This is a genomic window from Ramlibacter cellulosilyticus (assembly GCF_014297465.1).
Classification (GTDB): domain Bacteria; phylum Pseudomonadota; class Gammaproteobacteria; order Burkholderiales; family Burkholderiaceae_C; genus Ramlibacter; species Ramlibacter cellulosilyticus.
On the sequence record NZ_JACORT010000011.1, the window covers coordinates 1 to 13,404 of the forward strand.

10 protein-coding genes and 1 tRNA gene are annotated in these 13,404 nt (G+C 69.8%); all 11 read right to left on the bottom strand.

What is annotated here, in order from left to right; all coding sequences use genetic code 11:
• Positions 1–1,866, bottom strand: a 1,866-nt coding sequence (locus tag H8N03_RS26055) for a class I SAM-dependent methyltransferase (protein WP_222623092.1), incomplete at its 3' end; no start/stop codon positions are given.
• Positions 1,867–1,941: 75 nt separating this feature from the next.
• Entirely contained in the window at positions 1,942–2,868 is a 927-nt protein-coding gene (locus tag H8N03_RS21250) for an NAD-dependent epimerase/dehydratase family protein (RefSeq protein WP_187078239.1), read from the bottom strand.
• Positions 2,865–5,153 (bottom strand): glycosyltransferase, encoded by a 2,289-nt coding sequence (locus H8N03_RS21255; protein ID WP_187078240.1) that lies wholly within the window; start codon positions 5,151–5,153, stop codon positions 2,865–2,867. The genes H8N03_RS21250 and H8N03_RS21255 overlap by 4 nt, the downstream gene beginning before the upstream one ends.
• Positions 5,150–6,580 carry an ABC transporter ATP-binding protein gene (locus H8N03_RS21260; protein WP_187078241.1) on the bottom strand — a complete coding sequence of 477 codons (1,431 nt, stop codon included), beginning with the start codon at positions 6,578–6,580 and terminating at the stop codon, positions 5,150–5,152. Before H8N03_RS21260 ends, H8N03_RS21255 begins: the two co-directional genes overlap by 4 nt.
• The gene (locus tag H8N03_RS21265; RefSeq protein WP_255428331.1) at positions 6,570–7,406 is read right to left on the bottom strand and encodes an ABC transporter permease; all 837 of its coding nucleotides are present in this window, start codon (positions 7,404–7,406) and stop codon (positions 6,570–6,572) included. Before H8N03_RS21265 ends, H8N03_RS21260 begins: the two co-directional genes overlap by 11 nt.
• Complete coding sequence (gene rfbC / locus H8N03_RS21270) at positions 7,403–7,948, bottom strand: dTDP-4-dehydrorhamnose 3,5-epimerase (protein ID WP_187078242.1); 546 nt, start codon at positions 7,946–7,948, stop codon at positions 7,403–7,405. Before rfbC ends, H8N03_RS21265 begins: the two co-directional genes overlap by 4 nt.
• Positions 7,949–8,215: 267 nt before the next feature.
• Positions 8,216–8,291, bottom strand: a tRNA-Phe gene (locus tag H8N03_RS21275).
• A gap of 117 nt (positions 8,292–8,408) precedes the next feature.
• On the bottom strand, positions 8,409–9,125 hold the full coding sequence (locus H8N03_RS21280) for a response regulator (protein ID WP_187078243.1): 717 nt from the start codon (positions 9,123–9,125) through the stop codon (positions 8,409–8,411).
• A gap of 39 nt (positions 9,126–9,164) precedes the next feature.
• A complete protein-coding gene (locus tag H8N03_RS21285) occupies positions 9,165–11,432 on the bottom strand; it encodes an ATP-binding protein (protein WP_354005159.1) in 2,268 nt (755 codons plus the stop codon).
• On the bottom strand, positions 11,429–12,037 hold the full coding sequence (locus tag H8N03_RS21290) for a DUF4390 domain-containing protein (RefSeq protein ID WP_255428332.1): 609 nt from the start codon (positions 12,035–12,037) through the stop codon (positions 11,429–11,431). Before H8N03_RS21290 ends, H8N03_RS21285 begins: the two co-directional genes overlap by 4 nt.
• Positions 12,012–13,364, bottom strand: a complete 1,353-nt coding sequence (gene rsmB, locus H8N03_RS21295) for a 16S rRNA (cytosine(967)-C(5))-methyltransferase RsmB (protein WP_187078244.1) — start codon at positions 13,362–13,364, stop codon at positions 12,012–12,014. The genes H8N03_RS21290 and rsmB overlap by 26 nt, the downstream gene beginning before the upstream one ends.
• Positions 13,365–13,404 lie beyond the last annotated feature (40 nt).

Genomic DNA, 13,404 nt, shown 5'->3' on the forward strand with positions numbered 1-13,404 from the left:
CACGCCGAAACGGATGTCGTCCTCGTACGTCGCACCCGCACCCGGCAGCGGATCGCGGAACTCCGCCGCGCCCGCCACGAGGTAGTGCCAGAACGGGTTCACGCCGCCGTCGCGGATGTCGCGGTACTCCGCGAGGTAGCCCTTCGTGTCGAACGCGTCGGACGGGTTGCGCCCTTCGCGCCACCCTCGCTCGCAGTAGTGCCGCACCGGGTCTTCCGGCGGCGGTTGCAGGTCCGGGTTCATCGCTCGGTAATAGTCCGCGTCGAACTGCCCGGAGTGGCGGATCAGCTCGATCTCAGCGGCGAGGGCCGCCTCCCGCGCTCGCCGCTCGCCGCCGTCGCCGTCCCCCTGGCCTCCGCCGCGATGCGCCTGGCGGCGCGCCGTCACGATGGAATGGAACAGCGGGTTCACGCCCGCCTCCCGCACGTCGGCATGGACCTCGAGGTAGTGCCGGGTGCTGAACCGCGGAGAAGGATCGCGCCCCTCGCGCCAGCCGCGCTCGCAGTAGTGGCGCACGGCGTCGGCCGACGAACCGAGGTCGGCATGCATGCCGCGGTAATAGGCCTCGTCGAACTGGCCGGATGCCCGGATCACCTGCACCTCCGCGTCCAGCGCATCCGGTTCTTCCCCCGGCCCCGTCGCCACGGGCCACGGCAGGGGCTGCCTCTGTTCCGCCGCACCGGCCGCGATGTAGTGCACGAAGGGATTCATCCCGGCTTCCCGGATGTCCGCGTAGGTCGCGAGATAGTGCCGCGTGCTGAAGGCGGGGGACGGGTCGCGCCCCTCCCGCCAGCCGACCTGGCAATAGTGGGCGATGGCGTCCGCCTCCGGCGGCAAGTCGGGATTGGCGGTCCGATAGAACGCTTCGTCGAACTGGCCGGACGCGCGCAGCAGGGCCGCGTCGGCCGCCACGATGTTGCGGCGCGCGTCGCGCAGGCGTCCGCCCAGCGCCCGGACGCCGGAGCGCATGCTGCGCGCGGCGGACATCGTCTTGCGCGCAGGCGCCATCAGGCGCCACGAGGGGGACCGCAGCAGCTCCTCCAGCCGCGCCTCCATGGCTTCTTCGGTGCTGCGGCTTTCCCGCAGCTGCAGCGCGTGGGCGACCAGGAGGCGCCGCAGGGCCGCCTCGCGCCCTTCCCGCCGGCCGATCTCGTTCCGGGCGTCCGCCAGCTCCTGCCGCAGCGCGGCGATCTCCTTCTCGCGCACGACCACGGCTTCCTGGTCGGGGCTGAGGAAGGCGGGGCGCGTCTCCACACCCGTGCGGGAGTCGTAGCCGCTGGAATACACGGCCAGGGAGTCCAGCATGCGCCGTGGATACGCCCCCGCGTGCTGCCTGTCCTTCACGTAGACGGCCACGTAGTCGTGCCAGGCACCGCCGCTTTCGTAGCTGTCGGGCGAGCGCTCGCCCACGAAGGACTCCAGCAGCATCGTGGTCTGCCCGTTGCGGGCCGCCCAGGCCTCGAGCGCACGGCCCGCGTCCGGATAGAAGCGCCAGCAATCCACGGGATAGCGGTGGATGGTGCCGTTGCTGGGAACGTTGATGTACAGCAGCCCCTGCGGCTTGAGCACCCGCAGCATCTCGAGGAACACGAGCCAGAAGAACTGCGAGTGCTCGAAGCACGAGCTGCAGACGATGACGTCCAGGCTCTCGTCCGCGAAGGGCAGCCGGTACGGGTCCTCCAGCACGATGTCGACGCCCTTGCCTGCGACGAAGTCGACGCCGACATAGCCGAGGTGCGGCGGCAGCACGTCGCGCAGCGAACCATTGACGTTCTGCGCGCCGACATCGTGGACCACGGCTCCCTGCAGCGTGGAGCAGTAGGCCTCGTAGAACAGCTTGCCGAAATTCAGGGCGGAGGGATGCATGGGTCTTGGTTTCCTTGTCGGCTGCCCGCCTGGGCAGCCCAGCGGCGGTGCCGCGCGCGGGCGGCACCGGCCTTGCTAGCGTGCGATGGCTGCGGCCGTCATGCGCAGGCCCTCGGCGAGCCCGATCGCCGGGCTCCAGCCCAGTTCGGCGCGCGCCAGCGAATTGTCCAGGACGCTGACCGGCACGTCGAAATTGCGGCCGGGCAGGTACTGCCGCGCCAAGGGCCGCCCGGTCTCGGCCTCGATGGCTGCCGCGAGTTCGTTCAGGCTCACGCCGTGGCCCGAGCCGATGTTGAACACCTGGTGGGCGCCCTCGTAACGCAGCGCACAGGCGAATGCGGTCGCCACGTCGTTCACGTGCAGGTAGTCGCGCGTGACGGAGCCGTCGCCCCAGATCTCCACCGCCTCGCCGCGCAGCGCCCGGTGCAGGAAGGCCGCCACGGCGCCCTGCGCGGTGTCGATCCGCTGCAGTCCCCCGTAGGGATTGGCGATGCGCAGCGACACCGGCCGCAGGCCATGCAGGCGGCCGAACAGGTACAGGTATTTCTCGATCGCCAGCTTGGTGATGCCGTAGGAGACCTCCGGCTGCGTGGGATGGTCTTCCCGGATCGGCACGGACCTCGGGATGCCGTACACCGTGCCGCCCGAGGAGGCATACACGATCCTGCGGACCTGCTTGTCGACCATGAGCGAGAGCAGCCGGAGGGTCGCGACCAGGTTGGTCTCGACGTCGTGGATCGGCGCCTCGTTGGAGTTCTTCGGCAACGTCGTGGAAACGAGGTGCACGACGGCGTCGACGCCCTCGAGCGCCGCACCCAGTGCCGCACCATCCTGGAAGTCGCCCGCGACCCAGGCCAGGCCGGTGGCCTGGACGAGCGGCCGCGGCACCTTGACGCCGGGGCGGTCGAAGCCGCGCACCAGCCATCCTTCGGCAAGGAGCCGCTCCGTGACCGACGCGCCGATGAAGCCGCCGGCGCCGAGCACGAGGCAGGTGCGCGTCATGGCGTCACCTCCGGCCGCCCCGCGGCGGCGACTTCCTGGTACACGCTTTCATACTTGACCACCATGACCTCCGGGTCGAACTTGCGCACGGCATGGGGCACCTGGTCCCGCATGCGCCCGTACGCGACGCTGTCGTTTGCGACGCCCGCCACCACCGTGGCCAGCCTGTCGATGTCGATCGAGAAATCCTCGAGATCGAAGAGTGCGCCGGCGAGGCCGTCGCGGCCTTCCAGCATCCTGGGAATCTCCCCGATCCGGCTGGCGATCACCGGCCGGCCTGCCCAGAGGGAGTCGATCACCACCAGCGGCGCGCTTTCCCCCGGGAACCGCGAAGGCAGGAAACCCATGTCGGCCATCGCGAAATAGTCACGGATGTTCGGCCGGAAGCCGAGGAAGTGGATCGTCCCGCTCTCGTGCACGGGTTTCAGGCGGTCGTACTCCTCGCCCTCGCCGATCAGCACCAGGTGGATCGTGCGCGCGCTGCGCTGCTGCGCCTTGGTCACCGCGAGGATCGCCTCCTCCCAGCCCTTCTCCCGCAGCGCCCGCGAGACGAGGCACAGGACGAAGTCGCCCTCGCCGATGCCGAGCGTCGCCCGGTCGACGGGATGGATGTCCTTCGGCTCCAGCGCGTTGTCGATGCGGGTGAAGCCCTTGCGCGCGCGGAAGTCCGCGCTGAACGGGCGCAGGTTCTTCTCCGCCGTGTAGACCACGCGGTCGATGCGCCGCTCCATCTTCGGCAGCAGCTCCGCGAATGCCTGCGGCGCCATCATCTCGTACATGCCGTGCAGGGTCACGACCTGCCGCACGCCCGGCTGGCGCGCGAGGAAGTCCGCCAGCACGCTGTCCGACCAGGCGTGGTGCGAGTGGGCCACTTCGATGCCCAGGTCCTCGCACAGGGCGCCGACCTTGCCGAGCGCATCGAGTTCGAACAGGGGCACGTCGGCGCGCAGCATGCGCCGCACGCCCGGCTCCGTGGGCGAGTAGCGGAAGTTCAGGAAGCTCACCGCCTGCCCGCGCCGCTTCAACTGGTTCGCCAGCGTGATCGGGAAGGTTTCACCGCCGCCCGCGATCAGCGCGAAGCCGACCATGAGGATGTTGGGTTGGCGCGGCCCCGCGGCCGCGCGGGCGCGGTCCAGGCTGTAGAGGCGATCGAACGCCGGCCGGGTGTCGAAGCCGCGGAGGGAACACCAGTCCTGGTAGGCGGCGTCGCGGTTCGCCTGCAGCACGCCGTCGCCGAGCCGGTAGAGGCGCAGGAGTTCGGTCGCGACCGTTTCGAGCTCCTGGTAATAGGTATCGCGCTTGCGAGTCGCGAAAGCGGTGCCCCGATCGTGCTGGCGGTAGTAGTTCTTCGTGGCGGGGCTGTAGCCCACCAGGCCGCCGCGCACGAGGTGCAGGTAGAAGATCCAGTCGCCGCACAGGCGCAGGTCGCGCCACTTCGCGTCCTGCAGCAGGGGCAGGCTTCCGGGGTGCCGGAACAAGGCGCTGCTGACGTTGGGCACGATGTTCTTCACGCCCCAGGCCTGGTTCACCAGAGCGTGCGCGGAGCGGATGAAGGGCTTGTTCGCCAGTCCGGGGAGGCGCTCGGCCATCAGCCGCTCCATCGGCCACACGACCGTGCCCGCGTCGTCGACGAAGTCCGTGCGCGCGAAGGCGAGCATCACTGCCTCGTTGCGGAAGTAGCGCACCAGCTCGGCCAGGAAGTTGGGCTCGCAGTAGTCGTCGCTTTCCGCGATCCACACCAGTTCGCCCGTGGCGAGCTCCAGCGCACGTGCCCACTGGTGGAACACGCCGCCGGAATTCACCTCGTTGAAGCACGTGCGCGTGTTGCCCGCATGGCGGCGCGCGTAGTCGAGCAGGATCTCGCGGCTGTCGTCGCTGGAGCAGTCGTCCAGAAGGATGACTTCGACGTTGCCGTAGGTCTGGGCATAGATCGAGTCGAGGCGCCGGCGCAGGTAGGGCGCGTGGTTGTAGTTCGGCACGATCACCGAGACCCGGGGCGCGAAACCGGCATCCGGCTCCGGCACCGCACCGTACAACGCATCGGCGGTGCCGGCGAATCCACCGGGAGCGCGCGCCGCGGCCGCGACTTCGATCATCACGCGGGCGCGCCGCCGCAGGCCTGCCCAGCCCTCGTGCCGCAGCACGCGCCAGGCCTTGCCGGCGACCAGCCGCAACGATCCGTAATAGGAGATCGCGCGCCCCAGGCCGGCGAGCGCCGGGAACGGCCTGCTCGCCGCGCGCGCGATGCGCCAGGCTCCGCGACGCAGGACCGAAGCGCCCCTCACGAGCGCTCTCCGGCGCCGGCCTCGGCCGCCACGGGAGCAGGCTCCGTCATGCCGAGGCGGATGTCGATCATCGGGATGCCGATGAGCCCCGTGGCGATCGCGTCGTGGTGCGCACGCACGACGATCGCATCGTGGATCCAATGCAGCTGGCGGTGGTCGGCCTGCGTGCCCTCCGCCAGTGCCACCTGGAACACGTAGTCGCCCTGCGCCAGCCAGGGCATGTAGAACTCGAATTCGGCGCCGAAGCTCGCGCCGGCCTTCACGTGCAGCGGCTTGCCCTGCCACGCCAGGTAGCTGTTGTCGCCGAACACGTTCTGCCCCAGGCGGTCGCGCAGCATGAAGCCGAAGATCGGGCTGCGCACCGGGACGTGGGCCTGCGCCTCGATGCGCATCGTCACCCGCTCGCCGCCGACGACCCAGCTCAGGGGCTCGCCATTGGAGTCCAGCAGGCGCGCGTTGGTGATCGTCGCGTCCTTGCCGCCGAATTCCGCGTCCTTGCGCTCCTCGAACCGGAACACTTCCAGGTCGTTGCGCAGGTTGCTGGCGTTCAGGAAGTCCGCGCGCTGGTCGCGCCAGGCGAGCCCGGGCTGCCGCAGGCGCTCGATGCGCTCTGCGTCGATGGTTTCCACCGCGACCGCGGGCTGCTTCTGCGCCTGCGCATCGAGCGCGCTGAAGAGGTCCTCGAGGTACGCCTCGCAGACTTCCTTGGCCGAGCCCTGCTGCTGCACGCGGCCGGACTGCAGCCAGATCGCGCGGTCGCAGATGTTCATCACCGACGCGGAATCGTGGCTCACGTACAGCAGCGTCCCCTGCTCGCGGAACTTGCGGATGAAGCGCATGCACTTCTGCACGAAGAGCGCGTCCCCGACGGCGAGCGCCTCATCGATGACGAGGATCTCGGCGTCCACGTGCGCGATCACCGCGAACGCGAGCCGCACGAACATGCCGCTGGAGTACATCTTCACCGGCTGCTCGAGGAAGTCGCCGATGTCGGCGAAGGCCGCGATCGAATCGAAGCGTGCCTCGACCTGCTCGCGCGACAGCCCGAGCAGCGCCGCGTTCATGTAGACGTTCTCGCGGCCGGTGAATTCGGGATTGAAGCCCGCGCCCAGCTCCAGCAGCGCCGCCACGCGGCCGGACGTTTCCACCGTGCCGGTGGTGGGACTCAGCGTCCCGCACAGCACCTGCAGCAGCGTCGACTTGCCGGAGCCGTTGCGGCCGATGATGCCGATCGCCTCGCCGCGCCGCAGTTCGAACGACACGTCGCGCAGGGCCCAGAAGTCGCGGTAGTAGTCCTTGTGCCCCAGCCCCGCGAGCCGGCGCATGCGCGGCAGCATGAACTGCTTGAGGCGGTCACGGGGCGTGTCGTAGATGTGGTAGCACTTGCCCACCTCCTGCACGCGGACGGCGAAGTCGCTAGAGGACATCCGCGAACCCCTTCCGCGTCTTCTGGAACCAGGCATACCCGATCCACGCGAACACGCAGGCGCCGACGCTGTACAGGGCCCAGCCCTGGAGGTCCGGCCGCTGGCCGAAGACCATCACGGCCCGCGCCTGCTCGATCACGAACGTCAGCGGATTCACGTGCATCCAGGGGCGGAACGCTTCCGGCACGGCGCTGATCGGGAAGAACACGGGGGACAGGAACAGCAGGACGGTGGTGAGCAGGCCCACCACCTGGCCGACGTCGCGCATGTACACGCCCAGGGACGCGAGGAACCACGCGACACCGAGCGTGAGCAGCAGCAGGGGCGCGACGACGAGCGGGAAGAAGATCGCGGTCCAGGGGATGGAGCCCGTCGCCACGAGGACGCCACCCAGCAGTACGAGGAAGCTCACGGCCGCGTGGAACAGGGCCGCCCCCGCCGTGATCACGGGCAGCACTTCGAGCGGGAAGACGACGCGCTTGACGTAGTTGGCGTTGCCGATGACCAGCGTGGGCGCGCGGTTCACCACCTCGGCGAACAGGCCGTGCACGATGAGTCCGGAAAACAGCAGGATGGCGAACTGGCCGTGCCCGTCGCCGGCTGCCGGGCCGCCGGACCAGCGCGCCTTCAGCACCACGGAGAAGACGAAGGTGTAGACCACGAGCATCAGCAGCGGGGTCAGCAGCGACCACAGCAGGCCCATCACCGAACCGCGGTAGCGCCCCACGACCTCGCGCTTCACCATCGCGGCGATCAGCTCGCGGTTGCTCCAGACACTCCTGGCCAGCGCCGCCGGCGAGGTGCGTGCTGCCGCATGAGGGTTCAAGCGAAGACCTCCGCCTCGCGCAGCGACGCCGCCGCGCTGTCCTTCGCCGAGAGCACCGGCACCAGGCCCGCGGGCCACTCGATGCCGATCTCCGGGTCGTTCCAGGCGATGGAGCGCTCGTGCTGCGGCGCGTAGTAGTCCGTCGTCTTGTAGAGGAAGTCGGCGGTCTCGCTGAGGACGACGAAGCCGTGCGCGAAGCCCGGCGGGATCCACAGCTGCTTGCCGCCTTCGGCGGTCAGCTCGACCCCGACCCACTGGCCGAAGGTGGGGGAGCTCCGCCGCACGTCGACCGCCACGTCGTAGACGGCACCGCTGACGACCCGCACGAGCTTGCCCTGCGTCTGCGCCACCTGGTAGTGCAGGCCGCGCAGGACGCCCTTGGCGCTGCGGCTGTGGTTGTCCTGCACGAACTCGTAGTGGCGCCCGACGGCCGCGTCGAAGGTCTTCTGGTTGAAGCTCTCCAGGAAGAAGCCGCGTGCGTCGCCGAACACCTTGGGCTCGAGGATGAGGACGTCGGGAAGCCGGGTGGGGGTCACTTTCATGGGGCTGGGTCCTCGCCGCGCGCGCTGGACGCGCCGGACGGGAAAGGGGCGCCGATGCTGCAGTCGTCGCCGGTCACGGAAATCATGGGGATGGACACACCGCCCCTCGATGCAGGGCGGCCGCAAATTATCCCATGGGCTGCCGCGCTGGCCGCTCGGCTGTTCGGGGGAAGGCGCCCGTGCCGAGGCCGTCCGATACAACTGCAAAGTGGCAGGCGCAGATGAGGAAACGCCCCCGGAACCGAAGGTTGCGGGGGCGCTGGGATCTGGTGGCCTGGGGCGGAATCGAACCACCGACACGCGGATTTTCAATCCGCTGCTCTACCAACTGAGCTACCGGGCCGTGAGAGGGGAGATTATAGCAGGGAGAAGAGAGCCTTCTCCGAGCAGAGCGCGCGAAGCTCGAATGCCGTGCGTGCCCCCACCCCGACCCTCCCCCGAAGGGGAGGGAGCCAAGGCATCAGGCTGCGGAGCGATCGCGCTTGCCGCGCGAGAGGTCCACGCCCAGCTGCTTGAGCTTGCGATACAGGTGCGTGCGCTCCAGGCCGGTCTTCTCCGCCACGCGCGTCATCGAGCCGCCTTCCTTCGCGAGATGGAACTCGAAGTAACACTTCTCGAATTCGTCGCGCGCATCACGAAGCGGCTTGTCCAGTTCGAACATCTGGCGCGCCTGCGGGCCCATCTCCACCACGGGCGGGATCGCCTGGCCGCCGGTCATGGCGGCTTCGACGGTCAGTTCCTGCACGGGCATCGGCACCACGCCGGCCATGCCGGGCTTGCGCAGCGGCACGGCCGCGGCGGCGGCGCCACCGCCATTGCGCGCGAGTCCCGCTTCCACCGCCTTCAGCAGCTTCTGCATCGTGATCGGCTTCTCCAGGAAGGAGTGCGCGCCGATCTTGGTCGCCTCGACTGCCGTCTCGATCGTCGCGTGGCCGCTCATCATGATCACCGGCATGGTGAGCAGCCCCGTCGTGGACCACTCCTTCAGGAGCGTGACGCCGTCCGTGTCCGGCATCCAGATGTCCAGCAGCACCAGGTCGGGCCGCATGCGCTGCCGCGCCGCGCGCGCCTGCGCCGCGTTTTCCGCGAGTTCGACGGTGTGTCCCTCGTCGTTGAGGATCTCGGACAACAGGTCCCGGATCCCGAGCTCGTCGTCCACCACCAGAATGTTTGCCATTGCCCTCTCTGCCTCGGGCCCGCTTGCCGGGCCCTGTTGTTAACTCGCAACTCCAAATGATAACGACACTTGGGCCCCCTGGATGACACCCTCCGCCATCCGATTCTTCAGATCGATTCGCGCGCCATGCTCATCCGCGATTTTTTTCACGACGGCCAGCCCCAGGCCGGTGCCCTTGGACTTGGTGGTCACATAAGGCTCGAACGCGCGCTTGAGGATGTGGTCCGGGAAACCGCTCCCGTTGTCCTGTACCACCAGCCGCACGCGGCGTGATGCCTCGCTCCATTGCGTGCGCACCAGCACGTCCGGCCGCGGGCGGCCTTCGGTGGCGTCCTGCGCGTTCTGCAGCAGGTTGTGGATCACCTGCCGCAGCTGCTGCGGGTCGCCCAGGATGCGCGGGCACGCCGGATCCAGCTCCGCCCGCACCGGGACGTGGGAGGACCCGCGGGCCTCGTCGCCTTCGCGGGCATAGAGGTGCAGCACGTCGTTGACCAGGCCGTTCAGGTCCACCGGCTTGAGCTCCGCCGCGGGCAGCCGCGCATAGTCGCGGAACTCGTTGACCAGCCGCTTCATCGAGTCGACCTGGTCGACGATGGTGTGCACGGACTTGGTCAGCATCGCCCTTTCCGCGTCCGGCAGCTTGGAGGCCAGCTTGATTTCCAAGCGCTCGGCCGAGAGCTGGATCGGCGTCAGCGGGTTCTTGATCTCGTGCGCCAGGCGCCGCGCGACCTCGCCCCAGGCCTGCGCGCGCTGGGCGGAGACGATCTCGGAAATGTCGTCCAGCACCAGCAGGCGCGAGCCCCCGGGCATGGACGCACCGCGGGCCACCAGCGTCACGAGGTTGGCCGGCACTTCGGGGCCGCGGGAGGTGTTCAGTTCGAAGGGCTGCTGCCAGTGGTCGACGATCTGCGTCTCGGTGAGGAACTCGTCGAAGCGCTGCTGCACCGCCTGCCCGAAGCTCTCCAGCCCCGGCACCTGCGAGATCGGCGTGCCTTCGTGGTCCTCCAGCGGGATGCGCAGGATGCGCGAGGCGCCGGGGTTCGACGCCTGGATGTGTCCTTCGGGGTCGAGCACGATGACGCCCGCGGTGAGGTTGTCCAGGATCGTCTGCAGGTTGGCGCGCGCCGCGCTCACCTGCTCCATGCTCAGTTCGACCGCCTCGCGCGCCTCGGCGAGCTGCTGCGTCATGTCGGCGAAGGAACGCGTGAGGCCGCCCAGTTCGTCCTTGCCCTGCAGCGCGGGCTTGGGCGAGAGGTCGCCGGCCGCCACCTCGCTCACGCCGGCCGCCAGCAGCAGCAGGGGCCGCGCGAGCTGGTTGCCCAGGATGATCGCCAGCAGCACCGCGCCGAACACTGCGAGGAAGAGGCTGAGGGTCAGCGTGCCGATGTACATGCGCCGCAGGCCCTCGCGCGCGAGCGCGCGCTCCTGGTATTCGCGGTTCGCTTCCTGCACCGCGATGGCGTTGGCGACCAGCGTCGGCGGGATCGTCACCGTGGACTGGAGGAAGCGCGCTTCCGCGAGCAGCCCCAGGCTGGGCTGCGGCACCGGCACGATCGCCTTGATGCGCGCGCCGTTGGCCGTGGCGAAGGCCGGGTCCTCCAGCCCCTCGACCACGGTGAACGTGCGCTGCGTGCGCACCGTGCGCAGTTGCTGCGGCGTCGGCCGCTCGGGATTGATCTGGAAGCGCGACTGCCCGGCGCTGGCGATCATCTGGCCGCCGGCGTTCCACAGCACCACGTCGGTGGCGCCGAGCTGTTCGCGGATGCGCTCCAGCGTCAGGCCCGCGGTGGCGTCGGGGGTTTCGGACAGCTGGCCCGCGGCGCTGCGCGTCTTGCCGGCGAGGTCGCTCGAGAGGGTGTCGAGGGTGGCCCGCCCCAGGTTCAGGCCCGCGTCGAGCGCGCCTTCCACCTTCACGTCGAACCAGGTCTCGATGGAGCGCGAGACGAACTGGTACGACACGACGTAGATCAGCACGCCGGGCACCAGCCCCACCAGCGTGAAGATGGCCGCGAGCTTCACCAGCAGGCGGCTGCCGAACTTGCCCCGCCGCAGGCGAGAGGCCAGCCGCACGAACACCCACAGGATGACGGCCAGCAGGAGGCCGGCCACCACCATGTTCAGCACGAACAGGCGGCCGTAGTTGCGCTCGTAGAACTCGCGGTTGTTGGTCGCCTGCGTGAGCAGGAACATCAGCACGATGGCGATGCCCAGGGCCACGGTGACGCCGACCACGATGGCCCAGCGCCACGCCTTCGAGCTTTCGATCAGCTTGCGGGGCGGTCCTTCGGGCGAGCGGGGCGGGTTCACCGGTGTTCGAGGACGAGTCGCTGGTTGCGTACGGCGAGGATGATCCACTCCGCCTGGCCCACCGCGCCGATCTGGAAGGGGCGCGGCAGCTGGGAGACGTCGAGGCGGAAGCGGAAGTCGATGTTGTGCGTGGCGTCGGGGTCCACGTCCGACGGATCGGCGATCCGCCAGCGCGAAACGCGCTGGATGGCGGCGAGGGCCTCGTCCCGGCTGTCGAACATCTGGCCGAGGATCAGGCCCGAGCTGCCGATCGGCTGCGAGGAGACCTGCAGGCGCCAGCGGCGCGTGAGCGGCTGGTAGGCCAGGCGCATGTGCCGGGTCGCGAAGGCCACGCGCTTGTCGTACCAGTACCAGCGGTCGCGGTAGATCGCCGCTTCGGCCACGAAGTACATGGGAATGCCCTTGGCCAGGGCGTCTTCCACGGCCTGCGGCAGCTCGAACTGCACCGTCGCGCTGAGCAGCACGCCGTCATCGGTGCGCTCCACGTGCAGCTGGGTGACCTCGGCCGGGTTCACCTGGGCCCATCCGAGGGGGGCGACCAGCAGCAGGCAGGCGATCAGCCACGACCAGGCACGCCGCTCAATCATCCTGGCGGGCCGGTGCATCCAGTGCACTCTTTTCCAGCACCGCATAGAAGAAGCCGTCGTGGTCACTCGGTGAATTGTCCGGGAGGGGGCCCCCGTCCCCGGCATGGCGGGGCCATAAATGGCCGGGCGCGGGCCGCGAAACGGCCGTGGTGTTGTGCGCAAGAAACGCCCGGACCTGCGCCTCGCCCTCCGCGCGGAACACCGAGCAGGTGCAGTACACCAGCCGCCCGCCAGGTTTCAAGAGGGGCCAGAGCGCAGTGAGCAACCGCTCCTGCTGTTCCGCCAGCTGTGTGACATCCTTCTCGCGCCGCAGCCAGCGCACGTCCGGGTGGCGGCGCACGATGCCGGAGGCGGTGCAGGGCGCGTCCAGCAGGATCGCGTCGAAGAGCTGGCCGTCCCACCAGTAGCCGGGCTCGCCGGCGTCGGCCGTGCGCACGTCCGCGTGCAGCCCCAGGCGCTCCAGGTTCTGGTGGATGCGCTCGCAGCGCACCGGGTCCACGTCCAGCGCCAGCACCTGCGCGCCCGGGGCGAGTTCGCAGATGTGGGCGGTCTTGCCGCCGGGGGCCGCGCAGGCGTCGAGCACGCTCGCGTTGGGCGGCAGGCCGGGCACGAGGAGCTCGGCGGCGAGCTGCGCGCCGGCGTCCTGCACGGACCACAGGCCTTCCGCGAAGCCGGGGATGGCCTGCACGGGGTGGGCGCGGTCCAGCAGCAGGCCGTGCGCGCCGACGGGCTCGGACCCTATGTGCGCGGCGGCCAGCAGGTCGCGCAGGGGCTCGCGCGAGATGCGGTGCGTGTTGACGCGCAGCGTCATGGGCGCGGGACGGTTGTTCGCCTGGAGGATCTCCTCCCAGCGCTGCGGCCAGTCCTGCTGCAGGCGCGCGATCCACCAGCGCGGGTGGTTCCAGTGCGCGACGGGCTCTTCCTCGGCCTCGGCCACGAGCTGCTCGCGCTCGCGCAGGAAGCGGCGCAGGCAGGCATTGATGAAGCCCTGCTGCGGGCGGGTCTGCGGCCAGCGCTTGGCTGCCTCGACCGCCTGGTCGACCAGCGTGAAGGCGGGGTACGGCGCGTCGTCCTCGCTCCAGGCCAGCGCGAGCGCGGTGCAGAGCAAGGCGTCGGCGGCGGGCGGCGGTCCCCGCTTGGCCAGGCGCCGCCGCAGCGCTTCGGCGCGCCCGAGCTGGCGCAGCACCTGGAACGAGAGCGCCTGCGCCGCGGGGCGCAGCGGCGCGTCGACGGCGGCGATCGCGGGCGTGGCCGACTCGCCCCGCCGTACCGCTGCGAGGACGGACGCGGCAGCCTGGAGCTGCCGCCACAGGGGCGGGGAGGACGGATGACTTTCGCTCTGCATCGAGGACCAATGACGTTCACGTCATTGTGTCATCCGCCCT